Origin of the sequence: Burkholderia sp. Bp9015 (assembly GCF_003853505.1) — a bacterium.
Taxonomy (GTDB): domain Bacteria; phylum Pseudomonadota; class Gammaproteobacteria; order Burkholderiales; family Burkholderiaceae; genus Burkholderia.
Genome location: NZ_QTPZ01000025.1, coordinates 1 through 23,573, shown reverse-complemented (window position 1 = coordinate 23,573; position 23,573 = coordinate 1). Strand labels below are relative to the sequence as shown.

Annotated in this window: 21 protein-coding genes and 2 pseudogenes; 18 read left to right on the top strand and 5 right to left on the bottom strand. The window is 66.6% G+C overall.

What is annotated here, in order from left to right; genetic code table 11:
• Positions 1–248 precede the first annotated feature (248 nt).
• From DIE12_RS24425 to DIE12_RS24405, 5 genes are all read left to right on the top strand, one after another.
• Positions 249–1,163, top strand: coding sequence for a dioxygenase (locus DIE12_RS24425; RefSeq protein ID WP_260427860.1), 915 nt, complete (start codon positions 249–251; stop codon positions 1,161–1,163).
• A 13-nt stretch (positions 1,164–1,176) separates the two neighbouring features.
• The gene (locus tag DIE12_RS24420; protein WP_044847082.1) at positions 1,177–1,926 is read left to right on the top strand and encodes an SDR family NAD(P)-dependent oxidoreductase; all 750 of its coding nucleotides are present in this window, start codon (positions 1,177–1,179) and stop codon (positions 1,924–1,926) included.
• 18 nt (positions 1,927–1,944) lie between these two features.
• Positions 1,945–2,826, top strand: coding sequence for a 3-keto-5-aminohexanoate cleavage protein (locus DIE12_RS24415; RefSeq protein ID WP_124521167.1), 882 nt, complete (start codon positions 1,945–1,947; stop codon positions 2,824–2,826).
• 105 nt (positions 2,827–2,931) lie between these two features.
• Entirely contained in the window at positions 2,932–3,909 is a 978-nt protein-coding gene (locus DIE12_RS24410; RefSeq protein WP_124521165.1) for a zinc-binding alcohol dehydrogenase family protein, read from the top strand.
• Entirely contained in the window at positions 3,906–4,256 is a 351-nt protein-coding gene (locus DIE12_RS24405) for a cupin domain-containing protein (protein WP_124521163.1), read from the top strand. The genes DIE12_RS24410 and DIE12_RS24405 overlap by 4 nt, the downstream gene beginning before the upstream one ends.
• 459 nt (positions 4,257–4,715) lie before the next feature.
• Here DIE12_RS24405 and DIE12_RS24400 read toward each other — a convergent pair whose 3' ends face one another.
• Positions 4,716–5,780 carry a LacI family DNA-binding transcriptional regulator gene (locus DIE12_RS24400; protein WP_124521161.1) on the bottom strand — a complete coding sequence of 355 codons (1,065 nt, stop codon included), beginning with the start codon at positions 5,778–5,780 and terminating at the stop codon, positions 4,716–4,718.
• 382 nt (positions 5,781–6,162) lie between these two features.
• Here DIE12_RS24400 and DIE12_RS24395 point away from each other — a divergent pair, with 382 nt between their 5' ends.
• From DIE12_RS24395 to DIE12_RS24350, 10 genes are all read left to right on the top strand, one after another.
• Positions 6,163–7,173, top strand: coding sequence for a sugar ABC transporter substrate-binding protein (locus tag DIE12_RS24395; RefSeq protein WP_124521159.1), 1,011 nt, complete (start codon positions 6,163–6,165; stop codon positions 7,171–7,173).
• Between the two features lie 99 nt (positions 7,174–7,272).
• A complete protein-coding gene (locus DIE12_RS24390; RefSeq protein ID WP_221623419.1) occupies positions 7,273–8,790 on the top strand; it encodes a sugar ABC transporter ATP-binding protein in 1,518 nt (505 codons plus the stop codon).
• Positions 8,780–9,760 carry an ABC transporter permease gene (locus DIE12_RS24385; RefSeq protein WP_124521155.1) on the top strand — a complete coding sequence of 327 codons (981 nt, stop codon included), beginning with the start codon at positions 8,780–8,782 and terminating at the stop codon, positions 9,758–9,760. Before DIE12_RS24390 ends, DIE12_RS24385 begins: the two co-directional genes overlap by 11 nt.
• Complete coding sequence (locus DIE12_RS24380; RefSeq protein WP_124521153.1) at positions 9,757–10,764, top strand: ABC transporter permease; 1,008 nt, start codon at positions 9,757–9,759, stop codon at positions 10,762–10,764. Before DIE12_RS24385 ends, DIE12_RS24380 begins: the two co-directional genes overlap by 4 nt.
• Positions 10,765–11,039: 275 nt before the next feature.
• Positions 11,040–12,143: a porin gene (locus DIE12_RS24375; protein WP_124521151.1), complete on the top strand. Its 1,104-nt coding sequence runs from the start codon at positions 11,040–11,042 to the stop codon at positions 12,141–12,143.
• Between the two features lie 102 nt (positions 12,144–12,245).
• Positions 12,246–13,370 (top strand): YncE family protein, encoded by a 1,125-nt coding sequence (locus DIE12_RS24370; protein ID WP_124521149.1) that lies wholly within the window; start codon positions 12,246–12,248, stop codon positions 13,368–13,370.
• Positions 13,371–13,635: 265 nt separating this feature from the next.
• The gene (locus tag DIE12_RS24365; RefSeq protein ID WP_260427866.1) at positions 13,636–14,112 is read left to right on the top strand and encodes a heme-binding protein; all 477 of its coding nucleotides are present in this window, start codon (positions 13,636–13,638) and stop codon (positions 14,110–14,112) included.
• Between the two features lie 48 nt (positions 14,113–14,160).
• Positions 14,161–15,348: an acetamidase/formamidase family protein gene (locus tag DIE12_RS24360; RefSeq protein WP_260427859.1), complete on the top strand. Its 1,188-nt coding sequence runs from the start codon at positions 14,161–14,163 to the stop codon at positions 15,346–15,348.
• Between the two features lie 95 nt (positions 15,349–15,443).
• Entirely contained in the window at positions 15,444–16,745 is a 1,302-nt protein-coding gene (locus tag DIE12_RS24355; protein ID WP_124521143.1) for an MFS transporter, read from the top strand.
• 48 nt (positions 16,746–16,793) lie between these two features.
• Positions 16,794–17,726, top strand: coding sequence for a fumarylacetoacetate hydrolase family protein (locus tag DIE12_RS24350; RefSeq protein ID WP_044847090.1), 933 nt, complete (start codon positions 16,794–16,796; stop codon positions 17,724–17,726).
• Positions 17,727–17,777: 51 nt separating this feature from the next.
• Here the strand turns inward: DIE12_RS24350 and DIE12_RS24345 are convergent, their stop codons facing one another.
• Positions 17,778–18,647 (bottom strand): AraC family transcriptional regulator, encoded by an 870-nt coding sequence (locus tag DIE12_RS24345; protein WP_221623418.1) that lies wholly within the window; start codon positions 18,645–18,647, stop codon positions 17,778–17,780.
• A 337-nt stretch (positions 18,648–18,984) separates the two neighbouring features.
• On the opposite strand from DIE12_RS24345, the gene DIE12_RS24340 reads away from it, so the two are divergent.
• The 3 genes and pseudogenes from DIE12_RS24340 to DIE12_RS24330 all read left to right on the top strand — a co-directional run.
• The gene (locus DIE12_RS24340; protein WP_124521141.1) at positions 18,985–19,776 is read left to right on the top strand and encodes an alpha/beta fold hydrolase; all 792 of its coding nucleotides are present in this window, start codon (positions 18,985–18,987) and stop codon (positions 19,774–19,776) included.
• Between the two features lie 113 nt (positions 19,777–19,889).
• Positions 19,890–20,171: a YciI family protein gene (locus DIE12_RS24335; RefSeq protein WP_044847093.1), complete on the top strand. Its 282-nt coding sequence runs from the start codon at positions 19,890–19,892 to the stop codon at positions 20,169–20,171.
• Between the two features lie 165 nt (positions 20,172–20,336).
• Positions 20,337–20,887 (top strand): annotated as a pseudogene (locus DIE12_RS24330) (SDR family NAD(P)-dependent oxidoreductase); the annotation flags it as partial.
• Between the two features lie 31 nt (positions 20,888–20,918).
• On the opposite strand, the gene DIE12_RS24325 reads toward DIE12_RS24330, so the two are convergent.
• The 3 genes and pseudogenes from DIE12_RS24325 to DIE12_RS24315 all read right to left on the bottom strand — a co-directional run.
• Positions 20,919–22,061: an FAD binding domain-containing protein gene (locus tag DIE12_RS24325; protein WP_124521139.1), complete on the bottom strand. Its 1,143-nt coding sequence runs from the start codon at positions 22,059–22,061 to the stop codon at positions 20,919–20,921.
• A 37-nt stretch (positions 22,062–22,098) separates the two neighbouring features.
• Positions 22,099–22,974 carry an alpha/beta fold hydrolase gene (locus tag DIE12_RS24320; RefSeq protein WP_124521137.1) on the bottom strand — a complete coding sequence of 292 codons (876 nt, stop codon included), beginning with the start codon at positions 22,972–22,974 and terminating at the stop codon, positions 22,099–22,101.
• A 131-nt stretch (positions 22,975–23,105) separates the two neighbouring features.
• Positions 23,106–23,573, bottom strand: a pseudogene (locus DIE12_RS24315) (TetR/AcrR family transcriptional regulator); the annotation flags it as partial.

Here is a 23,573-nt window from a genome sequence, read left to right as displayed (position 1 = left end):
CCGTATCCGCGCCCCGGCGTGGCGTGGCGGGTGACGGCGTCCGCCCGCGGCCTCCCGTGCATGCTGGCGCGATGCAACCGACAGGCTCCGCGTCCATTCTCGCTCGATTGGGTGCAAACGGTTGCAAAGCGAAGCATACCCATATTCACTGAAAAATTGCCGAAATTCAGGGTTAACGCTCTCTAGCCTGTTACGGTCAGGCAGGTACTATTGCATCAACTTATGCAAACGGTTGCATGGAGGGTATCATGACGGAGCAGGCAACATTGAGTGCGATTACCGACGATCCCGCGTCCGTTACCGCGATCGTCAAGGCGGCGATGGCGGGAACCCGGGACGCCCGACTGAAGGAGATCATCGATGCATTGGTCGATCACGGCCATGCGTTCCTGAAGCAGGTCAAGCTGACGGACGAGGAGTTCGAGCGCGGCCTGTCGTTCATCCGGGCCGCGGGGCACGCATGCAACGAGCGCCACAACGAGGTCGTGCTGCTGTCGGATGTCCTCGGCTTTTCGACGCTGGTCGCATTGCTGAACAATTCCGACGCGACCGATCGCACGCCGGGCGCGTTGCTAGGGCCGTTCTACCGCGGCGGTTCGCCGGTCTACGAGGATGGCCGGTCGATCGCAAGCCCCGGGTCGCCCGGCTCGCCGCTTTTCATGCGCGGTCGTGTGCTCGACGTGTCGGGCCGGCCGGTCGCGAACGCGGTGGTCGATGTGTGGCAGGCATCGCCCGTCGGTCTCTACGAGAACCAGGATCCGGAGCAGCCCGACCGCAATTTGCGCGGTCGCTTTCATACCGACGCGCACGGGCGTTTCAACTTTCGGACCGTGCGCCCCGCCGGTTACCCGGTGCCCGTCGACGGCCCCGTCGGCACGCTGCTCGCCGCGCAGGGCCGCCATCCGTATCGACCCGCGCACATCCATTTCGTGATCGTCGCGGAAGGTCATGCGACGCTGGTGTCGCAGGTGTTCGCCGATGATTCGGAGCATCTCGACTCGGATGTCGTGTTCGGTGTGAATCGTCGCCTCGTCGGCACGTTCGAGCGTCACGAGCCCGGGACGGGGCCGCACGCGGAAACGGGCGACGCGTATTACACGCTCGATTTCGAATTCGTGATGGCTGACGGCACGCCGACGTACCCGACGCCGCCAATCGACTGAACAGGAGCAGGCCGTGTCACGCAATCTGAACGATAAAGTCGCCGTCATTCTCGGCGGCACCGGCGGCATCGGTTTCGCGACCGCCATGCAGTTCGCCGAAGCGGGCGCGCGCGTCGTCGTCGTCGGACGAAGCGACCTCGACGCCGCGCGGCACATCGCCGACAAGCTGCCCGGCGAAGGGCACTCGGGCGCGATCGCGACGATCACCGACAGCGCGACGCTCGCCGCGCTTGCCGACGACGTGCGCACGCGTTACGGGCGGGCCGACGTCCTGGTGAATGCCGCCGGCTTCACGAAGCCGGTCCGGCATGCGGACCTCGACGCGCTGACGGACGACCTGATCGACGAGATCATGAAGGTCAACTGGCGCGGCCAGTTCGCGGCGATCCGGGCATTTCGCGCGCTGCTCGACGAATCGGGCGACGGGCTGGTCGTGAACGTGTCGTCGATCTCGGGGACGACGGGCAATGGCAGCAACGTGGCGTACTGCGCGGCGAAGGCGGGGATCGACGTGATGGCGTTGTCGCTCGGACGCGCGCTGGCGCCGCGCATTCGCGTCGTGAACGTGTCTCCCGGCGTCGTGGATACGCAGTTCGTTCCGGGGCGCGGCGACGATTTCAACGAGAAGGCCGCGGCGACGACACCGCTGCGCAGGATCGGTGCACCGGACGATGTCGCGGCCGCCATCGTCGCGTGTGCGACGACGCTCACGTTCACTACCGGCACCACGATCGTCGTCGATGGCGGCCGCCGTCTGAACTGATTGCCAGGAGCGCTTCTCATGCATGCTCGCAAGACCATCATTACGTGCGCCGTCACGGGCAACATCACGCGGCCCGACCAGCATCCGGGGCTGCCGGTCACGCCCGAGCAGATCGCGAACGCGTCGCTCGAAGCCGCGCAGGCCGGTGCCGCCGTCGTGCACATCCACGTCCGCGATCCGGCCACCGGCAGGCCGTCGATGGACATCGAACTCTATCGCGACGTCGTCGAGCGAATTCGCGCGGTCGATCGCGAGTTGATCATCAATCTGACGACAGGCCCGGGCGGACGTTTCATTCCGAGCGACGACGACCCGCGGGTGGCCGCTCCCGGCACCACGCTCCTGCCGCCCGAACGGCGGGTGGAGCACATTCTCGCGCTGAAGCCCGATATCTGCAGCCTCGACCTGAACACGATGAATTCGGGGGCCGAGGTCGTCATCAACACGCCGAAGAGCGTCACGCGGATGGCCGAGGTGATACGCCGTGCCGGCGTCAAGCCGGAACTCGAGATCTTCGACTCCGGCGATATCCACCTGGCGCACGACCTGATGGCGAGCGGCGTGCTCGACGGCCCCGGCCTGTGGACGTTCGTCGGCGGCGTCAAGTACGGCTTCGCCGCGTCGCCCGAAACGCTGCTGTATGCGCGCGGGCTGCTGCCTCCGGGTGCGATATGGTCCGCCTTCGGCATCGGGCGCTTCGAGTTTCCGATCGTCGCGCAGGCATGGCTCGCGGGCGGGCACGTGCGCGTCGGCCTCGAGGACAACATCTATATCGAGAAGGGCGTGCTCGCCGAGAACAATGCGGCGCTTGTCGCGCGGGCCCGCGAGATCGTCACGCTGCTCGGCGGCGAGATCGCGACGTGCCGCGATGCGCGCGCGAGCCTCGGTCTCGCGTCCTGAGCGCAACGCTGCGAACGACATGCGGCAACGGCGCACGCCGGCACGATCGGCCGACGGTCATCGTGTCGTGCGCCGGAATCCGAATTTTCCATGAGGCCATCGAGCATGAAATGCATTCGCGTCCAGCAGAAAAGTACTGATATCAACGCGCTCGCGCTGCACATCGACACGCAGCCCGTGCCGCGGATCGATGCGACCGACTGCGTGATCGCAATCGAGAGCGCGGGCGTCAACCCGAGCGATGTCAAGGCCGTGCTCGGCTTCATGCCGCACGCGGTGTGGCCGCGCACGCCGGGCCGCGATTACGCGGGACGCGTGATCGACGGTCCGCCGGACCTGATCGGCAAGGCGGTGTGGGGCAGCAGCGGCGAACTCGGCATCCGGCGCGACGGCACGCACGCGAGCCATCTCGTCGTGCCGGTACATACCGTGCGCGAGAAACCGGCAAACCTGACGATGGACGAGGCGGGCTCGATCGGCGTGCCGTTCGTCACGGCATTCGAGGGCCTGCACCGCGCCGGCGGCGTGCGGCGCGGCGACGTCGTGCTCGTGCTGGGTGCGAACGGCAAGGTCGGGCAAGCGACCGTCCAGCTGGCGACCATGGCGGGGGCGGAAGTGATCGGCGTGGTGCGAGACGATCCGTCGTACGTCGGGCACGCCAGCGGCGACGTGACGATGATCAACGCATCCGCGGAGCCGTTCGACGAACTCGTGCTCGAGATGACGGCGGGCCGCGGCGCCAACATCGTCTACAACACGGTCGGGAGTCCGTACTTCGAGCGTGCGAATCGCGCGATGGCCGTGTGCGGCACGCAGATCCTCATCTCGACGATCGAGCGCGCGGTACCGTTCGACATCTTCGCGTTCTACCGCGGACAGCATACCTACGTCGGGATCGACACGCTCGCGCTCGACACGCGGCACTGCGCGAACATCCTCGACAGGTTGTTGCCGTCGTTCGAGCAAGGTGTGTTGAAGCCGTTTCCGATCGATCCCGGCTCGGTGTTCGACCTTGCGGATGCAGCGCACGCCTATCGGACGGTATTCAGCGGTACCGCGAGCCGGGTGTTGCTCAAGCCATGAACGTGACGCGCTTTCGGGATGCCCCCGACTACTTCCCTCCGAATCACGTCGGGATGCGCTGCGTACGGCTGCAGGGGCGCGAGGCAGGTCCGGCCGAATCGTTGTGGCTCGGCGTATCGACGATCGAGCCCGGCGGGCACACGACGATGGAGGGATCTGGCGTCGAGAAGCACTACGTCGTCCTGGAGGGGCAGGTGTGCGTCGAGACGGATGGTGCCGAAGTCGACTTGCAGGTGTTCGATTCGTGCCGCCTCGCGCCGGGCGAGCGGCGTGCACTGCGCAACCGCTCGGACCGTCCCGCCAGGATCCTGCTCGCGATGCCGTTCGCGCGTCCTTCGCACGACTAGCTGCGGCCGCAGGCCGGGCGGTGCAATGCCGTCGATGATCGAGCGCGGTGGCGACCGGCCGCGCCCGGTCATGATTATCGGACGATCCGACAAGCCGTAGACCATTTCGGTCACCTTTCGAAGCGGCTCCCGCTGTATATTCGATTCACCCGATTCGACGACGCGCACTGAAAGCGCGGCGTCGGTTTCGGGCGCGAGCACGCGCTTCCGACACGACGAGCGGGCGCCGTTGACGACATGGACCGCCGCCGAAGTGTGCGCCGGGCAGGTCGTGCATGCCCGATGCGCGGTGCGCGTCGCGTGTCCGGACGCACGGCGGAATGCCGTTCACGATCGCCAATACAGTTCTGGCGGAACGCCTGTATCGATCGGCGATCCGTCGTCATGAGGGTGACGCGCTTGTTCTGACCGGCGGGCAGTGCGCGTGCGGCGGGTGCATGCGCGACGCGGTGCGACTCGTCAGCTCGAACGCGCCCGGCCGCCCGCCGCACGCGGCGCGCCGGTCGAGCCGCGCACGACCAGTTCGGGCGGCAGCGTGATGCGCAGCGGCGCCTTACCCGGCGTCGTGATCATGCCGAGCAACAGGCGTGCGGCTTGCCGGCCCATCTCGCGATGCTGGATCCGGAGCGTGGTCAGCGACGGATTCAGCATGTCGAGCAGCGGCATGTCGTTGTGCCCGATCAGCGAGATGTCCTTCGGGCAGGCGATCCGCCGCTCGGCGAACACGTCGTAGCAACCGAGCGCGATCAGGTCGTTCGCCGCGATGATGGCGGTCACGTTGCGGTGCGTGTCGAGCAGTTGCGCGCAGGCGGCGCGTCCGGCTTCGCGCGTGAACTCGGTGGCTTCCACGATGACGTTGGCCGCAAGGTCGTACTGTTGGGTCGCGATCTGGAAGCCCTGTAGTCGCGACAGGCCGGTCGCGAGCCGTTCCGGTCCCGACAGGTGCGCAATGCGCGTATGCCCGAGCCCGACCAGATGCTCGACCGCGAGCCGCATGGACAGGAAGTCGTCGTTGACGACTTCGGGCACGTGACCGCCGTCCTCGCCGCGATTGACGAGCACGACGGGCACGCCGTCGAGGATGCAGCGTCGCACGAGCGGATCGTGCCGCGCGGCGGTCGCGAGGACCAGGCCGTCCACCTGGCGCTCGAGCATCTGCTCGAGCATCCGTTCCTGATTCCTGGGATTGCCGACGATGTTCGCGATCAGTACGCCATAGCCCTCGGCTGACAGTTCCTCCTCGATTCCGCAGACCATCGGCGGGAACACGGGATTCGAGATGTCGGGCAGGCATACGCCGATCACCTTCGATTGCCCGCCGCGCAGCGCGGAGGCAAGGCGGTTCTGTCGATAGCCGAGCGACTTCGCTGCCGCGAGCACGCGGCGCACGACCTCGTCGCCGATCAGGTGACGCGTGGCCGGATTGAGCACGCGCGACACCGTCGACGCATTGACGGACGCCGCCGCGGCGACTTCGCGAATCGTGACGCGGCCGGTGCCGCGCGTGTCGGAGGATGGGCTCATGGAACCTGCCGGTGGATAGGGATCCGATTGTATCGATGCAATGGGTTGCGATCAATGTTGCAGGTAAAACCCTAATGTTTTCAGCGCTAAACCTCATTGACAGAGGTTTTGCGTCGAGTACGATGTGCATACGTTTGCATAAAGAAAAACACGAGCTCGACGCGATCGATCGGAGCGGTAGCAGGACCGGGAAAACCACGGGCGGCAAGGATGCCGCAAATTCCGGGAAAAAATGCAGATTCATTGACGTCGACCGGTAAGTAGCGCCGATGCGTTGCGTGGATGTTTTGCCTGGATTTATGCAAACGGTTGCATTTGATCACCCAGAGTGCCAGGCCGGCTAGCGGCATGGCCAACGTGAACGACGGACAGGAGACAGTGGATGGAGACGAACCACAATTCCGGGCGGCAGCCGGCGGGCAGTCGGGCGGCGATGCGCATCGCCGCCGCGTGTGCGGCGGCGCTCGGCCTTGCTCACGGCGCGAGCGCGCTTGCGGCAAACGAAACGATCGCGGCCTTCTACAAGAACCAGGTCGATCCGCATTTCGCGCTCGTTCGCGCCGGCGTCAACGCCGAGGCGAAGCAGCTTGGCGTGACGGTCACGCACTACGCGCCGACCCGCCCGAACGATCTCGGCGAGCAGCTGAGCGAGCTCGAAGACGTCGGCGTGAAGAAGCCGAACGCCGTGCTGTTCATGGGCGTGAATCCGCACGGCGTCGTGCCGGCGATCCAGAAGATCAACGCGATCGGCATCCCGGTCGTCAACTACAACGATCGCGTGGCGGGCGGCAAGTTCTCGTCGGTCGTCGTCGCGGACGACTACAACCTCGGTCTCGACGTCGCGCGATACCTGTTCAGGAGTCTCGGCGGCAAGGGCAATGTCGTGATCCTCGAAGGCGTGAAAGGCTCGACGACGAGCGACGAACGCGAGCGCGGTTTCAGGAAGGCGCTTCAGGAATTCCCGGGCATTCGCCTGCTCGCGGCGCAGCCGGCGAACTATCAGCGCCTGCAGGCGCTGCAGGTGATGGAGAACCTGATCCAGTCGAATCCGAAGATCGACGGCGTACTGGCGGCGGCCGACGTGATGGCGATGGGGGCGATCGAGGCCCTCGAGGCCGCGGGCCAGAAGCAGGTGAAGGTCGTCGGCATCGGTGGCGTGCCCGAATCGGTCAAGGCGATCAAGGAGGGGCGCCTGCTCGCGACCGCCGAATTCAACGGCTTCAGGATGGGTTGCGTCGCGACGATGGCGGCGGTCCGCACGCTGCGGAAGGAGCCGGTGCCCGACACGGTGCTGATCAAGGGCATCGTGATCGACAAGACGAACTATGCGCCGTTCGAGCAGCCGGGCGATCAGCGTCAATGCCCGGCGTGGAGCGACGTGGCCAGCAACTGACGCGTGCAGGCGGGCCGGCCTGACGGCCCGTATCGCGGTACGTGCGCCGGCCGCCGCATGATGCACGGCCGACCGCCGAACCGCACCGTGGAGATGAACATGGAAACCTCGACCGGGCGCGTTCCGCGTCTCGAATTACGCAAGATCTGCAAGCATTTTCCGGGTGTGGCGGCGTTGACCGACGTCGACCTCGCGCTGTATCCGGGTGAAGTGCACATGTTGCTCGGCGAGAACGGCGCCGGGAAGTCGTCGTTGATGAAGGTGCTGTTCGGCGCTTACCGTGCCGATGGCGGCGAGATTCGCTACGACGGAACGCCCGTCGCGATCGAATCGCCCGCCGATGCGAAACGCCTGGGCATCGCGGTGATCTTCCAGGAGTTCTCGCTCGTGCCGCATCTGTCGATCGCGCAGAACATCTATCTCGGCCGCGAGCCGCGCAACCGTCTCGGCCTCGTCGATCACCGGCGCATGCACGCGGACGCGGCGGCCGTGCTGGCGCAACTGGGGCTCGCGTACGACACGCGCACCCACGCGGCGGACCTGGGCGTCGCGCAGCAGCAGATGGTCGAGATCGCGAAAGCGCTTTCGCACGATGCGCGCGTGCTGGTGATGGACGAGCCGACCGCCGCGATCTCGGACCGGGAAGCCGACGCACTGTTCGCGGTCGTGCATCGGTTGCGCACCTCCGGCGTGGCGATCGTCTACATCTCGCACCGGATGAAGGAAGTGTTCGATCTCGGCGATCGCGTGACCGTCTTGCGCGACGGGCGCCTCGTGACGTCGATGCCGGCTGGCGACGCGACCCCTGAGCAGCTGATCGCGCTGATGGTCGGGCGCAAGGTCGGCGCGGTCTACGAGCGCCGTTATTTCGGCGCATGCGGAGAGGTGGCACTCGACGTGCGCGGCCTGACGACGTCGACGGGCGTGAACGGCGTCGACCTGCAGGTGCGCTGCGGCGAGATCGTCGGATTGTCGGGGCTCGTCGGCGCCGGGCGGACCGAGGTCGCGCGCGCGGTGATCGGCGCCGACCCGATCCAGGGCGGGCGCATCGAAATCTTCGGCAAGGCGGTATCGGGCGGCCCGCACGAGGTCGTCAGGCGCGGCGTCGGCCTGATTCCGGAAAACCGCAAGCACGAAGGCGTCGCGCTGCGCCGCTCGGTGCACGAGAACCTGCTCGTGTCGAGCCTGTGGCGACTGTTCCCGAACGGCTGGTATCGCCCGGCCCGCGCGAGGCGCGTGACGCGCGACCTGATCGAGCGGCTGCGGATCGCGCCGGGCGATCCGGCGAAACGGGCGCGCAACCTGAGCGGCGGCAACCAGCAGAAGATCGTGATCGGCAAATGGCTCAGCGCCGACTGTCGGCTGTACATCTTCGACGAGCCGACGCGCGGCATCGATATCGGTGCGAAGACGGAGATCTTCAACCTGATCGAACGGCTCGTCGAGCAGGGCGCGGCAGTGCTGCTGATCAGCTCGGAGCTGTCGGAGATCGTGCATGTTTGCGACCGCGCGTACGTGATGCGCAGCGGCGCGATCTCGGGCGAACTGCCGCGCGAACAATTGAGCGAGCAACGCATTCTGGGTCTGGCGATGCATGGAGGTGACGATGTCGATTGAAACGAAACGAAATGGCAGGGTTTCGGCGGCACGGCGCAAACGGCCGCTGCCTTCGATCGTATGGGCCAGCGTCGCGCTGGTCGCGGCGGCGGCGTTCGGTGTACCGGGATTCGCGTCGCGCGCGAACCTGGTCGACATCGGCCTCCAGGTCGCGATCCTCGTGATGATCGCGATGCCGATGACGCTGGTGATCCTGAGTGAGGGGCTCGACCTGTCGGTCGGCGCGTTGCTGAGCCTGTGCGGCGTCGTGTTCGCGCAGATGCTCGGTGCGGGCGCTGGTGTCGGTGCCGCACTCGGCGCGGCCGCGGCGGTCGGGATCGCGATCGGCTTCCTGAACGGGATGCTCGTCGCGCGACTCGCGCTGCCGCCGTTCGTCGTGACGCTCGGCACGCTGGGTGTCGCGCATGGCGTTGCGCTCGTGCTGACCGACGGCAATGCGGTCGTCGTCGCGAATCCCGCGGTCGGCGCGCTGTACGGGGCGTCGGTACTCGGTGTGCCGTTCCCGATCGCGTGCGCGGTCGCGGCCTACGCGGTCACGCATCTGCTGCTCTACCACACGCGGTTCGGTGCCTATGTGTTCGCGATCGGCGGCAACCGCGACGCGCTCACGCTGGCCGGTGTTCGTGCGCGCGTCCATCACGTCGCGATCTACGCGATGAGCGGGCTGTTCGCGGGTCTCGCCGCACTCCTGCTCGTCGGGCGCATGAACGCGGCGGAGCCGAATGCCGCGATCGGCATGGAATTCGATGCGATCGCGGCCGTCGTGCTCGGCGGCACGTCGTTCGAGCGCGGTGCAGGGTGGTTGCCCGGCACGGCGATCGGTGTGTTGACGATCGGCGTGCTGCGCAACGCACTCAACCTGGTCGGCATCGAATCGTCGCTGCAGGTCGTGACGATCGGCTTGCTGGTTCTCGCGGTCGTCGTCGTCGATAGCGTCCGTCAATCCCGTGTCGCAGGAGCGCAAGCATGAATCTCCAGAATCCCTCTCCGTCGGCGGCGGTGCGCGTCGGGCGCATCGAACGCCGAGGCCGCCTGTCCGACGATGCGAACGCGCTGATCTGTCGAGCGGTATTCGTCGGCGCGATTGCGATTGCGCTTGCGTTCGCATCGGACGGCTTCATGACGTCCGGCAACCTGCTGAACGTGCTGCGGCAGGCGAGCCTGATGTTCCTGCTGGCGTCCGGCCTCACGATCGTGATCCTGTCGGGCGGGTTCGACCTGTCGATCGCCGCGAATCTCACGCTGTCCGCCTGTCTGGCAGCGGGTGCGATGAAGGCGGGCGTGTCCCCGTGGCTCGCCGTCGCGATATCGATGTCGTGCGGCGCATCGATCGGACTGCTGAACGGCATGGCGGTCACGTTCCTGAGGCTGCCGCCGTTCCTGGCGACCTACGGGATGCTCTGGGTCGTGCAGGGCCTTGCCTTTCACTACATGGGCGGCAACGAGATCTTCGGCTTTTCGGCCGGCTTTCGCGCGCTCGGTACCGGGTTCTGGTGGGGCGTGCCGATTCCCGTCTACATGATGCTGCTCGTGCTCGTCGTCGGATCGATCGTCACCGCGCGACTGAACTTCGGCCGCGAGATCTACGCGATCGGCGCGAGTCCGGAGGTCGCGCGGCTGTCCGGGATTCCGGTGCGCCGCCGCCGGATCGCGGTCTATACGATCAGCGGCTTGATGGCCGGCATCGCGGCCGTGGTCTATCTGGCGCGCGTGAATGCGGCCGATTCGGCGATGGGCGAGCCGATCCTGCTCCCTGCGATCGCGGCCATTCTGATCGGCGGCGCTTCGCTGTTCGGCGGGACCGGCACCTTGTTCGGCACGCTGCTCGGTTGCGTGACGCTGGCGCTTGTCATCGACGGGATGAATCTGCTGAACCTCAATGCCAACTGGCAACCGCTCGTCGTCGGCGTGGTGCTGCTGGTCGCCGTGCTTACCGACGCGCTCGGCCGCCGGCATGCGGAGCGGATCGGCTGACGGCCGCGACGCCGGGTTTTCCCGGCGAAAACAAAGAGACGATTTGACAAGCGGTGAGACTCTTCGGCGATGGTCGCCGGCGGAAGTGTCCTTAACATGAATGCCAGGTGATCGACATCTTGCGATCCGGTCCGGTCGGGCCGTCAGATCGGATCGCACGACCTTTCACTTCCGACGTGGCCATCTGGATGATTAGTTATACAGATCAAAAAAGCATTCCGTGCATCGGCATCCAGTATCGAAAGACTGAAATGGAGGGGTAGACAGTGGTGGAGATGAAAAAGACAGCGATCGCCGCACTGATCGGCGCGGCGTTGAGCGGATCGGCCTTCGCACAGAGCAGCATCTCGCTCTCCGGGAAGCTTGACAACGGCCTGACATTCGTGACGAACGAAGGCGGGCATCACAACTACAAGATGGACAGCGGCGTGCTGTTCCCGAACGTGTGGATCATGTCGGGTGCGGAAGACCTGGGCGGTGGCAATCGCGCGATCTTCAAGTTGTCTTCGCTGTTCAACATGAACAACGGGCAACTGAACCAGGCCAACACGTTGTTCGGGCAACAGGCGTATGTCGGCGTACAGACACCCTACGGCTCGGTCACGCTGGGCAAGCAGTTCGACTTCACGGCCGAATTCCTCGCGCCGCTCAACGTCAGTTCGGCCGGCAGCGGCTATGCGATTCACCTCGGCGATTTCGACCGCACGAACAACGATCGGCTGACGAATTCGATCAAGTACATGAGCCCGACGTGGGGCGGATTCCAGTTCGGCGCGATGTACGGGTTCAGCAATACCCCCGGCAGCTTCCACGACGGCAGCGGCTGGAGCGCGGGCCTGCAGTACACGAACGGCCCGCTGACGCTCGCGACCATGTACACGTTCGTCGCCACGCCGACGATCGATCCGTACGCGCAGATCGGCGTGCATTCGTTCTTCGGCCTGCCGGTCGCGACGGGCGCGGGCGACAGCGTCACCGACACCGCGCCGAATTTCCAGATCCGCTCCCTCGGCACGCTGGGTGTCGGCGGCTCGTATGCGATCGGCGACGTCACGCTGTATGCGAACTACACCAACACGGTGCTGAAGTTCCAGGACGCGAAGTCGGTCATGAACGTCTACGAGGGCGGCGCGACGTGGCAGGTGACGCCGGCGTTCCAGCTCGTCGGCGGCTATCAGCACACCAGTTTCGAAGCGCACGCGTGGAACCAGGTCACGGCCGCTGCGCTGTATTTCCTGTCGAAGCGCACGACGGTCTACCTGTCCTCCGATTACCTGAAGGCGTCCGGCGGAGTCGACGCCGTGATCGGCGCGAGTTTCGCGCCGGCACCGACAGGTCATCAGGCGGACGTCCGGGTCGGCCTCGCGCACACGTTCTGACCGTATCGCGCGGCGCTCGGCCGGCACGGTGCCGGTCGCCCGCGAATGCATCGCTTCCCGGCTTGCGTCGGGTCTATCCATGAGTACCACGAGGAGACAAAGATGAAACGTACCTGTATCGCACTCGCGATGATGAGCCTGACCGCTGCCGCCGCGATCGCGTGGGGCGCCGATGCCGGCGGCCCGAAGCTGATCACGACCATCCCGGTCACGAGCGAGAAATCGTTCGGCTTCGATATCAGCGCCGTGTCGGACGGCAACTACTACCTCGCCGACGGCGCGAACGGGACGCTCGACGTATTCGATGCGACCACGATGAAGCTGCGCGACCGGATCAAGGCCGATTTCGCAGGTATCGGCCCGACGCACGAAAAGTCGGGGCCGTCGGGCGTGTTGCCGATTCCGGGCACGTCGCAGGTGTACGTGGGCGACGTGAACGCGGTCAAGGTGATCGACGTCGCGTCGAAGCAGCTCGTCAAGCGCATCGAGGTCAGCGCGTCCGGCATTCGCGCGGACGAGGGCTGTCTCGACCCGAAGCATCATGTCGCGATGTTCTCGAGCGGTGCCGAGCAGCCGCCGTTCGTGACCTTCATCAACACCGAGACGCAATCGGTGATCGCGAAGATGCCGCTTGCCGACTCGACTGGCCTCGAGGCATGCGAGTTCGACGCGAAGAACGACAACTTCGTGCTGAACAACGACGGGACGAAGGCCAACCCGAAGGGCGAGGTCGATCTGATTCCGGCGAAGTCGGTGCTCGAAGGCAAGCCGGTCGTGCAGTCCGTGTTCAAGCTGAAGGGCTGTGAAGGCCCGACCGGCATCGCGCTCGGGCCGGGCAACGACGCGCTGATCGGCTGCGATCCCGACGAAGGCGGGAAGCAGACGACGGTCATCATCGATCGCACGAACGGGACGCCGCTCGCGCAATTGCCGTTCGGCGGCGCCGACGAGGTGGCCTACGACCCGGTGTCGAATCGCTACTTCCTCGCCGCCGGCCACCACTCGGCGGACAACGTCTCGCGGGTGGGCGCGAAGGACGCGAAGTTCGACTCCGCGCTCGGGATCGTCGACGCGAGCACCCGCAGCCTCGTCGCGATCGTGCCGACCGGCAAGTTCTCGCATTCGGTCGCGGTCGACGGTGCGTCGCATCACGTGTTCGTCCCGTACGGTGCCGGCTCTTCCGAGCAGTTCCCGGGAACCGGTGTGGCGGTGTTTGCGACGGAGTAACGGCTCCAGTGTGGTGATTTGCCGCGGGAGACGGGCTCCCGCGGACTTTTTTGTACACCGCGAGCGACTGCTGCGCGCAACCGGATATCGGACTCGACGGTCGATCGCGAGGCCCGATGGTCGACCGAAACGGCCTGGCCGGACGTGCGCGGGGACTTGGGCGTACCGGATGGCATGGAGTCAGGAGATGGAAGTGAAATTCAGCAGGTTACGGGTTCGGCGATGGTTGACGCGGGCAGGCGTGGGAGCCGGCTGCGTGGTCGCCATGCACGCTGCGTGCGCGCAAGAGGTGCGCAGTGACGCCGCGACCCTGACCTATGCGCTGAGCTACGCGCAGACGCAGGCGCTGCTGTCGCTCGCGATTGCCGAGGCCGATGCACGGCACCTGGCGATGGGTTTCGCGGTCGTGGATCCCGGCGGCCATCTGCTCGCCGCCGTGCGGATGGATGGTGCGTCGTTTTCGAGCATCGACTTCGCGCGCGGCAAGGCGTTCGCGTCCGTCGCGCTCGGCGGCCAGTCAGGCGTCACGCTCGAACATCGCTACCGGGACGATCCGTCCGAGTACAGCAACATGTCCGGCGCCGGCTATTACGCGCCGTTCCTGCCCGGCCGCGGCACGTTCCCCGTCTTCATGAACGGTCATCTGCTCGGTGCGATCGGCGCCGCCGGCGCGCCGTCCGAGATCGACGATCAGGTGGTGCTGAAGGCGATCGCCGGGCTCGGTGCCCAATCCGCGCGTTGAACGCGCATTGTCCTTGAAACCCAGTCTGGAAGACGTATGAGACACAACATGGAAATCGAACACGCGGCCGGCACGCCGGCGAGCGGCACGGAAACGAGCGGCGCGATGACGATGGACGGCACCGCGCAATGCCGGCGCACGATGCTGAAGCTAGGCTTCGGCGCGATCGCGGCGGGTCTGGCCGGCGCGGCACGCGCGCAAACGGCGGCCCCCGGGGCGCGGGCGGCCACGCCGCACGTCCTGCCGGGCGGCAAGACGGTGAAGCTCGTGCCGTCGTGGAAGACGGTGCAGGTCGGTCAGATGACGCCGGACGCCGAGGCCGCGGCTTCGATCCGGTCGGGCGACACGGTCTGGTACGACGGCACGTGGACCAATTGGGGCAATGAAGCGAAGTACGGGATGGGATTCAAGGAGCGCGAGCCCATCCGCAAGAAATATCCGAACGGTGCATTCTCGTTGATCGGGCCCGTCGAGATCGACGGCGCCGAGCCGGGCGACCTCGTCGAATGCCGGATGCTGAAGATGCGGCCGATCGATTGGGGCTGGAATTCGGCGCCGCCGGGCGTCGGCGCGCTGCCCGGCGATTTCGGCCCGTATCTGCGGTACCTGAAGTTCGATGACGCGCGCACCTACGCATCGTACGTACCGGGCGTGCGGATTCCGCTGAAGCCGTTCCAGGCCTATCTCGGCACCCAGCCGCCCGGCGACCGGGTGACCAGCGCGAACTTCGCAGGCAGCTACGGCGGCAATCTCGACTGCGCCGTGCTCGGCGTCGGGACCTCGGTGTTTCTGCCCGTGCAGGTCGCCGGCGCGCGCGTGTGGACGGGCGGTTCCATGGGCGCATCGGGCGAGGGAAACATCGATCAGACGTCGATCGAATCCGCGTTCGAGGAGATGCGCATCCAGTTCCTGCTCCACAAGCGATCGGCGCTCAACGGCCCGCTGGCCGAGACCCCGGAACACTGGATCGCCTTCGGCTTCGCCGACAGCCTCGACGACGCGCTCGTGTCGTGCATTCGCCAGACGATCGGCTGGATGTCGTCGGCCACGGGAATCCCGGCGGTCGATTGCTACGGGATCCTGAGCGTGGCCGGCAGCTTCCGGATCACGCAGTACGCGCACCAGACCGGCACGGTCTACAAGACGGAGCCGCCGAAAGGCGTGCACTGCATGGTGCCGAAGAACATATTCTCCGCCGGCATGCTGCGGCGCCTGTCCGATTACGTGCGCGCGTAAGCGCACGTTCCTTACCGCTTTGGAACGACCGGCCGCGCGGGCCGCGGCCGTGCTTCACGGCGAGCCGGCCCGCGCGCGCCGCAGGAGGTTGCGTAGTGAATTCGCATGACCAACACACCACGGCCGACGCCGGCAGCCAGGACATCGGCGGAATGCGCCGGGCTGTCGCACTGCTCGTTTGCTTTCTCGTCGTCGTTCTCGACGGCTTCAACACGACGTCGATCTCGTTCGTCGTGCCGACGCTGGCGCGCGACTGGCATCTCGCGCCGGCCGCGTTCACGCCGGTCTTCGTCGCGACGAATGTCGGCGCGGCGATCGGTTTCATTGTCACCGGATCGCTCGCCCATCGTTTCGGGCATCGCGCCGTCGGGCTGGCCAGCGTCGTGCTGTTCGGCGGCTGCACGCTGCTGACGGCGGTCGCGGACAGCGTGGCGCTGCTGTCGGTGATGCGCGTCCTGGCGGCGATCGGGCTGGGCGCGGCGTTGCCGATCGCGATCACGGCGTCGGCTTCGATCATCGGCGCGAAGCACAAGGTTGCCGCGTCGGTGCTCGTGACGACCGGGATGTCGGTCGGTGCCGTGACCGGGGGCGTGATCGGTGGGCCGCTGATGCACGGCTTCGGCTGGCAGTCGGTATTCCTGATCGGCGGTGCATTGCCGTTCGTGGTCGCGCCGGCGTTCTTCGGGATCCTGCCGGCGGCCACCGCCGAGGAGAAGGGCGCGACGCATCCGGAGCGGCCGGTGGCGAATCCGGTCCGCGCGCTGTTCGCCGACGGCCGTGCCGGCTATACAGGCGTGCTGTGGCTGTTCTCGTTCCTGATCTTCATGGACGTCTATGCGCTGTTGTTCTGGCTGCCGACCCTGCTGCTCTCGTTCGGCTTTTCGCTCGATCGGGCACCGGCCGGCATGGCTGCGTTCAGTGTCGGCGGGTTGAGCGGCAACCTGCTGATGACGGCCGCGGTGACGGCGATGACGGTTGCGGGCAGGTTGCGCGTGAAGTCGGCACTGGCGGTGGGGATCGTCTGCGTGATCGCCGGCATCGGCGCGTTGAGCCAGGCCGCGTTGCCGCTGTCGACCGTGCTGCTGTCGATCGGCGTGATCGGCGCGGGGCTCGTCAACGGAATCATGGGCCAGACGGCGCTCGCGGTGGCGTTTTATCCGCCGGCCATCCGCGCCACCGGCGTTGGCTGGGGGCATGCGATCGGGCGGATCGGTTCTTTCATCGGCCCCGCGATCGGCGGCGCACTGCTCGCGACCGGCTGGGAGCCGCGCAACATCGTGCTCGTGGCCGTGGTGCCGGCGATCGCGGCAATTGCCGCGCTCGGCGCGCTGGCGATCATCGGCCGCCGCACGCCCGAACGCGAAGCGCCCGCGGGCGGCGCGTCGACCGTGCACTGAGTCGTTTTCGACACATCTTCCTCGCAACCAGCGGAATCACGCTCAACCATGAAAATCATTGCTTATTCGGACGCGGGCACTCAAGCGCTCGGCGTCGTCACCAGCGATACGCAGTTCATCCCGGTCGCGGAGATCGCGCCGGACTTGCCCGCGACTCTGATCGAGATCCTCGAGATGGATGACGGGCTCGACCGTCTGCGCGCATCGGCCGCCGGCCGGACCGGCACCCGGTTGCTCGCGTCCGTGACGCTGAAGCCGTTCCTCGGCCGGCCCAACGCGATGTGGGCGCTTGCGCTGAACTTCAAGAGCCACATCGCCGAGACCGGCCTGCAAACGAATCCCGACTATCCGCACCTGTTCCTGCGCACGGCCGCGTCGTATGTCGGCGCGGGCGAGCCGATCGTCGCGCCGCCGGAACCGGTTGCGCGCGCATTCGATTACGAGGGCGAACTCGGCGTGATCATCGGCAAGCCGGGGCGCTACATTCCCGTCGAGCGCGCGCTGGAATACGTCGCCGGCTACACGTGCCTGAACGAGGGCTCGGTGCGCGAATACCAGGTGCACAACCGGCAGTTCGGCCTCGGGAAATGCTTCGAGGCGTCGGGGTCTTACGGTCCGTGGCTGATGACCGCGGACGAATTCGGCAACCCGGCGAAGCACACCGTGCTCACGCGAATCAACGGCGTCGTGCGGCAGCGCGCGCCCCTCGACGACATGCTCGTCGACGTCGCGCGCACGGTCAGCTACCTGAGTCGCGGCTACCGGTTGCGCCCTGGCGACCTGATCGCGATGGGGACGCCGGGCGCGCTGAAGCCCGAACCGGATGATGTGGAGGGCAACGACCTGACGCGCCAGTACGGACCGTTCCCGACGCCGGGCCTCGTGCACATGCGTCCGGGCGACTGGGTCGAGATCGAGATCGACGGGCTGGGCGTGCTGGGCAATCCGGTGATTGCCGATCCGACCGACCTGCTCGCCTGACCGGTACCGCATGTGCGCCAGCGCGTGCATGCGGCAGACCGGCCGCGCCGGTCAGTCGAATCGCTCGAGATCGAGCGTGACCGAATGCCGGCGAAAATCGCTCGGCGGCACGCCCATGTGCTGCGCAAAGAAGCGGGTGAAGTGGCTGTGTTCCTCGAAGCCGAGCTCGTCCGCGATATCGGCGAGCGGCCGGTCGCTCGCCGCGAGCAGCCGGATGGCGTGCGACATTCTCACCCAGTCGATGAAGTGCTGCGGCGAGATGCCCATGCAGCGCCGGAACTGCTCGAAAAAACGCGACCGCGACAACCCTACCTCGGCGGCGACCTGCGTGACCGTCATGTTCGCGGATGGCGCGCGCTTGATGAAGTCGAGCGCCTTCCGGATTCTGAAGTCGACCGGACGCGTCGACGGCGCGATGCGCGTCGTCAGTTCGGGATCGGCGAAATCGCGCCCGAGTGCCGTCACGAGATCGTCGAGGATCGGCAGGCAGCCCGCATCCTGCGCAACGAGATGATTCGTGATGGCGGCGGCCAGCCGATCGACGTGATGCTGCACGTCCGGCGTCACGACGACGATCCTGCGCGGGAAGATGTCGGCCGGGCCGCCGTCCGCGAGGCCGAGCTGCTTGCGCAGCCACGGCGTTTCGATCACGAGCGACAGGATCAGCGACGGCGTGTCCTTGTTCGCGCACTTTGCGTGTTCGACCCACGGATTCAGGCAGATCGCGGAGTCGGCACTGAGCGTGCAGTCCTCCGCACCCATCCGGAAATCGCAGTCGCTGCCGCCCAGCTTGAACAAGAATTGGTACTGCGAGTGCGCATGGGCGACCAGCGGCCGGCTGATGAAGTTCACCGTGGCACGGCCGAACTCGCCTTGCAGAATCCAGACGGGCTTTTCCGATTCCATTGCTGCTTGCGCCATTTCAACCTTCTCCGGTATCGCCGCGGCTGGAGCGCCGTCGCAGGTTTCGCTCGCTCCGCTTCGATGCAAACGGCTGGCACCGTTGCGATAAAGCGATGGCGCCTGAACGTCCGCACAAGCCATCTACTAAATCAAATGCGCGGCGGCCCGTCAATCCGGGGAAGATCGCAGACGCGCATTGCGCAACGCATCGACATGCCTCGCGATAAAAAATCCGGACGATCCGGTAAGCCGTCGCTTCAATCGACCATCGCCTCCGCCGCCCGAAAGATAGAGTGTGAAGCGAGTGGGCCGCACGGCGCTGCCCCGGCTAGTCCGAGTTGACGAGAGGCTGAGGATGAAAGCATGGTTTGAACGCGAGGGTATCCGTTTCGCATATGAAGAGTCCGGCCCGAAGGAAGCGCCGGTGGTCGTTTTCAGTCACGGTTTCCTGATGGACGGCGACATGTTTCGCCCGAACGTCGACGCACTGGACGACACGTTCCGGTGTGTCGTCTGGGATCAGCGCGGCTTCGGCACGACCGGGCCGATCGACCGCGCGTTCAGCTACTGGGACTCGGCCCGCGACCTGATCGCGCTGCTCGATCACCTGGAAATCGCGACGGCTTCGCTGGTCGGGATGTCGCAGGGCGGGTTCGTGTCGATGCGTGCGGCGCTGCTCGAACCCGCCAGGTTCCGCGCGCTCGCGCTGATCGCGACGCGCAGCGATCTCGACGAGGCACCGGTGATTGCGTCGTTCGAGGAACTCAAGGCGGAGTGGGCGCGAAATGGTGCGGCGAACGTCGCCGAGCACCTCGCCGGGTTCCTGCTCGGCGCCGGCTTTCCCGCGTCGGCGTGGATCGAGAAATGGCTGAAGATTCCGCGCGATCATTTCGAATACCCGGTCGATGCGCTGACGTCGCGCGACGACATCACACCGCGGCTCGCCGAGATCACGCATGCGTCGATCGTCGTTCACGGCATGGCCGATGCGGCCATTCCGCTGCGTTGCGGCGAGGCGCTTGCCGAAGGGCTGCCGAACTCCAAGGGAATAGTCGGCGTGGCCGGGGCCGGACACACGCCGAATCTGACCCATGCCCACGATGTCAATCCGAAGCTGCGGGATTTCCTGCTGCGCTACGGCCGCTGATCGCGTCGATGCGCTCGCTCTGATGAAACGGCTCCGTTCACGAGTTCATAGGATGCTTGGTGATATTGGAGGAATCCGAATCAAATGATGGATTCTGAAAATTAGGAAAGAACATGCTATTTATTGTCTACTGCCTCGATCACCCGGGTATGGCGGAGCGGCGCCAGGCCCACTTTGCCGCACACAAGGCGCGGTTGCTCGCTTCGCCGTTGAAGGCGCGCATTGCCGGGCCGCTCATCGATCCGGACGGCTCGGTGGGCGGGAGCCTGTTTCTTTACGACGCCGACGATATCGAAGCAGTACGGCGACTCGTGCTCGACGATCCGTTCCATACGGAAGGCATCTGGAAGACGGTCGACATCCGGTTCTTCCTGAACCGCGCAGATGAGCACTGAGGCGCCTTTGCGCCATTCATCGGCCCCGCGGCGCGCGTTCGTGAGCGGGGCCAAGGAAATGCAGTCCGCGCGTGCATCGATCAACGGGATGACGCCACCGGTATCGCACGTCTTTGACGCGTGTGCCGCCTGCGCCCGCCGGGGCGGTCGCGACGGGTTGAAGCCGCGCTTGCCGCGATGGTCAACAACGTCGGTTTCTATGCGCCGGGCACGATTTTCAGCGCCGACGACGACGCATGGGGGCGGTACTTCCTCGTCAACTGATGTCCGGCGTGCGGCTCACGCGCGCTTACCCGAAGGGCATGATCGCACGCGGCCGGGGGCGCGCGGTGTTCGTATCGTCGGAGTCCGTGTTGAACGTTCCCCCGGACATGCTCGCCTACGGCTTCTCGAAGACCGCTCGACTGAGCGTCGCCCGCGGCATCGCGAAGCAGGCGGCCGGCAGCGGCGTGACTGTGAACGCGGTCCTGCCGGGGCCGACATTGTCGGATGGCTTCCGCTCGATGGTTGAGGCGACCGCGGCACGGCAGGGCAAGTCCGTGGAGCAGTTCGGCATCGACTTCGTGTGCGCGCATCGGCGCAGCTCGATTCTCCAGCGGCCGATCATGCCGGAGGAGGTCGCGAACCTGGTCGTCTACGTACGTTCGCCGCAGGCGTCGGCGACCGCCGGCGCCTCGTTGCGGGTCGATGGCGGCGTGGTCGAGAGCATTGCGTGATCGAACGATGCGGCACACGGCCGGTGTGCCGTCACGCGCGTCCCATGATCCGCGTACCGAGCGAGATGCCGAGCGCGGACAGCGACGCATTGGCCGCGAGCTGCGCGGCTTCCCAGCGCGACAGCGCGGCGTCGAACGCGTTGGCGGGCACGCCGCCGCGCAGCGCCTCGGCAAGACCGACCGCGTTGTCCGCCGCTTTAGCGACACCGGCGGCCGTATGCGGCCGCACGAGGCAGGCCGCGTCGCCGAGCAGCACGGCCCGGCCGAACGCCATGCGCTCGACCGCGAGATCGAGGATCGCCTGTGCGAACGGCGCCTGTGTCGCGTCGACGAGCGCGGCGAGCGTCGGTGCGAGCATCCGGCGGCCGGCGTTCACGAGTTCGAGCCGGTTGTCGTCGCGCATCGCGCCGGGCGGCAGTGAGCCGTCGCGCTGCATGCCGTCCTGGCCGAGAAACAGCGACGGCAGGCGATCCTGCGCGAGTCGCCGGTACCAGACCCAGTTCACGCGCCGCTTGCCGGGCGCGATCGCGCCGTCGCGGCCGGGCACCAGATAGGTCAGGAACAGGTGGGCGTCGCCTTGCTGGAACGTGAAGCGTTCGCGCAGCACCTGCAGCACCGGGTCGGGAAGCAGGTGCTCGTCGACGAGCCCGCGCCACGCGACATACCCCGCGTACGCGGGGCGCGCATCGGGCAGCAGCTGCGCGCGCACGGCCGAGCGGCCGCCGTCGGCGCCGACCAGCAGGTCCGCCTGCTCGACGCGGCCGTCCGAGAAATGCGCGATCACGCGCGCGCCGTCCTGCTCGAACCGGTCGAACGCGACGCCGGCGTGCAGGACGTCGGCGGGCAGCGCGCGCTTCAGCGCCGTGTAGATCACGTTCCAGGCGGTCTGCGTCTGTGGCATGTAGAAGCGCTGCACGATACGGTCGCGTTCGTCGACGTAGATCCGGTCGCCCGAATCGACGCCCGCGTCGCGCGGCACAGGCACGCCGCCGAACGCGAACGCGCGCTCGATCGGCGGCTGCAGCACGATGCCGCCGCCGCGACTGTCGAGATCGTTCGGGGATTGCTCGAACACCTTGACGCGCCAACCGGCCGCCCGCAACGCGGTTGCCGTGAACAGTCCGCCCACCGATCCGCCGACGACGATCGCCGACGGTCCCGAAACATCGCTCATGATTGCTTTCCCCCGATGATTCGCCGCACGCGGCGGTTCAACCTTCCCAGTGCGCGAGGAAGTCGAGCAGCAACGCGTTCACGCGCTCCGGCTGCTCCTCCTGCGGCAGGTGCCCGCACTGCGCGATCGGCTCGGCGCGCAGGTTCGTCGCCATGCTTTCCCACACGGACTTCATGTCGAACAGCTTGCCGACCGCGTAGAAATCCTCGCCCCAGATGGCCATCGTCGGGCAGGCGATCGGGACGTCGGCGTCGACGAGATCCTGCTTCACGTCCTCCGCGTTCGCGCGATAGTCGGCCAGCGCGCCGCGCACGGCGCCCGGGCGCCGGTACGCACGCACGTACGTGTCGAACGCGTCGCCGGAGATCGCGTGCGGGTTGTAGCACCAGTCGGCGAAGAAATGGCTCAGCCACTCGGCTTCCTTGCCGGCGATCAGCGCCTCGGGCAGGTCGGGCACCTGATGGAACAGGAAGAACCAGTACGCGCGCGCGGTTTGCGCGGTCATGTTCTGCGCGACGATGCGCGTCGGCACGTTGTCCATCACGACGAGCCGGTCGACGCGCTCGGGGAAGTCCTTCGAGAAGCGCGTCGCGACACGCGCGCCGCGATCGTGGCCGACGAGCGCGATGCGGCCGATGCCGAGCGCATCGAGCAGGCCGGCTACGTCGCGCGCCATGTTGCGCTTGTCGTAGCCGGCGGCCGGCTTGTCGGTTTCGCCGTAGCCGCGCAGGTCGGGCGCGATCACGCGGTAACGCCGCGCCAGCGCCGGGATCTGGAAGCGCCACGCGAAGCTGGTTTCCGGGAACCCGTGCAGCAGCACGACGACCGGCCCGCTGCCGGCATCGATGTAGTGCTGGCGGATGCCGTTCGCGGTGACGGTGTGATGCGTGATCGAAGGCGCGTCGTGGGTCATCGGGTGGTCCCTGTCCGGTTCGGTGTGCGCGCAGCCGGAGGCGGGCGCAGATGCCGTTCGAGGATAGGCGAAGCGATCGGCGCGCCGGATAAATTGTTCTGAAATCGTCTGGCGGCGCGCGGCGCGCCGGATTACGCGCGCCGGCGGCGCCGGCCACCCGCGCCGGATGCGAGCTGCTTCAGCGTAGCGGGCGTGCCGTGGAGAAACGCATCGACCAGCCGTTCGATTTCGGTGTCGAGATCGTCGGGCACCGGCAGGCCGTAGACCCACTTGCGGACGCCGAAATAGAAGATGCTCGCGTGCAAGCTCCAGACCAGTTCGATTTCCGCGTTGCGCTGTGCCTCGGTCGCCGGCGTCGCAATGTCGTATTCGTGCCGCAACTCGCGCAGCACCGGCAGGAACACGCGTTCGCGCAACCGCGACAGGTAGCGCGTGTTGAAACCCTCGCGGCTGAGCCCCGCGAAGATGAAGGTGCGGATCCATTCGCGCCGCAGGATGGTTTGCGCGTACGCGCGATAGAACGTGACGAGCCGTTCCTGCAGCGGGACCGTGCGGTCCGCGATCAGTTTTTCCCAGTCGGAGTTCCACGTGTAGATCTC

Coding starts and splice junctions, on each gene's coding strand:
- DIE12_RS24425 (WP_260427860.1), top strand. CDS start 249: ATGACGGAGCAGGCAACATTGAGTGCGATTACCGACGATCCCGCGTCC.
- DIE12_RS24415 (WP_124521167.1), top strand. CDS start 1,945: ATGCATGCTCGCAAGACCATCATTACGTGCGCCGTCACGGGCAACATC.
- DIE12_RS24410 (WP_124521165.1), top strand. CDS start 2,932: ATGAAATGCATTCGCGTCCAGCAGAAAAGTACTGATATCAACGCGCTC.
- DIE12_RS24405 (WP_124521163.1), top strand. CDS start 3,906: ATGAACGTGACGCGCTTTCGGGATGCCCCCGACTACTTCCCTCCGAAT.
- DIE12_RS24400 (WP_124521161.1), bottom strand. CDS start 5,780: ATGAGCCCATCCTCCGACACGCGCGGCACCGGCCGCGTCACGATTCGC.
- DIE12_RS24395 (WP_124521159.1), top strand. CDS start 6,163: ATGGAGACGAACCACAATTCCGGGCGGCAGCCGGCGGGCAGTCGGGCG.
- DIE12_RS24390 (WP_221623419.1), top strand. CDS start 7,273: ATGGAAACCTCGACCGGGCGCGTTCCGCGTCTCGAATTACGCAAGATC.
- DIE12_RS24385 (WP_124521155.1), top strand. CDS start 8,780: ATGTCGATTGAAACGAAACGAAATGGCAGGGTTTCGGCGGCACGGCGC.
- DIE12_RS24380 (WP_124521153.1), top strand. CDS start 9,757: ATGAATCTCCAGAATCCCTCTCCGTCGGCGGCGGTGCGCGTCGGGCGC.
- DIE12_RS24375 (WP_124521151.1), top strand. CDS start 11,040: ATGAAAAAGACAGCGATCGCCGCACTGATCGGCGCGGCGTTGAGCGGA.
- DIE12_RS24370 (WP_124521149.1), top strand. CDS start 12,246: ATGAAACGTACCTGTATCGCACTCGCGATGATGAGCCTGACCGCTGCC.
- DIE12_RS24365 (WP_260427866.1), top strand. CDS start 13,636: ATGCACGCTGCGTGCGCGCAAGAGGTGCGCAGTGACGCCGCGACCCTG.
- DIE12_RS24360 (WP_260427859.1), top strand. CDS start 14,161: ATGGAAATCGAACACGCGGCCGGCACGCCGGCGAGCGGCACGGAAACG.
- DIE12_RS24350 (WP_044847090.1), top strand. CDS start 16,794: ATGAAAATCATTGCTTATTCGGACGCGGGCACTCAAGCGCTCGGCGTC.
- DIE12_RS24345 (WP_221623418.1), bottom strand. CDS start 18,647: ATGGCGCAAGCAGCAATGGAATCGGAAAAGCCCGTCTGGATTCTGCAA.
- DIE12_RS24340 (WP_124521141.1), top strand. CDS start 18,985: ATGAAAGCATGGTTTGAACGCGAGGGTATCCGTTTCGCATATGAAGAG.
- DIE12_RS24335 (WP_044847093.1), top strand. CDS start 19,890: ATGCTATTTATTGTCTACTGCCTCGATCACCCGGGTATGGCGGAGCGG.
- DIE12_RS24325 (WP_124521139.1), bottom strand. CDS start 22,061: ATGAGCGATGTTTCGGGACCGTCGGCGATCGTCGTCGGCGGATCGGTG.
- DIE12_RS24320 (WP_124521137.1), bottom strand. CDS start 22,974: ATGACCCACGACGCGCCTTCGATCACGCATCACACCGTCACCGCGAAC.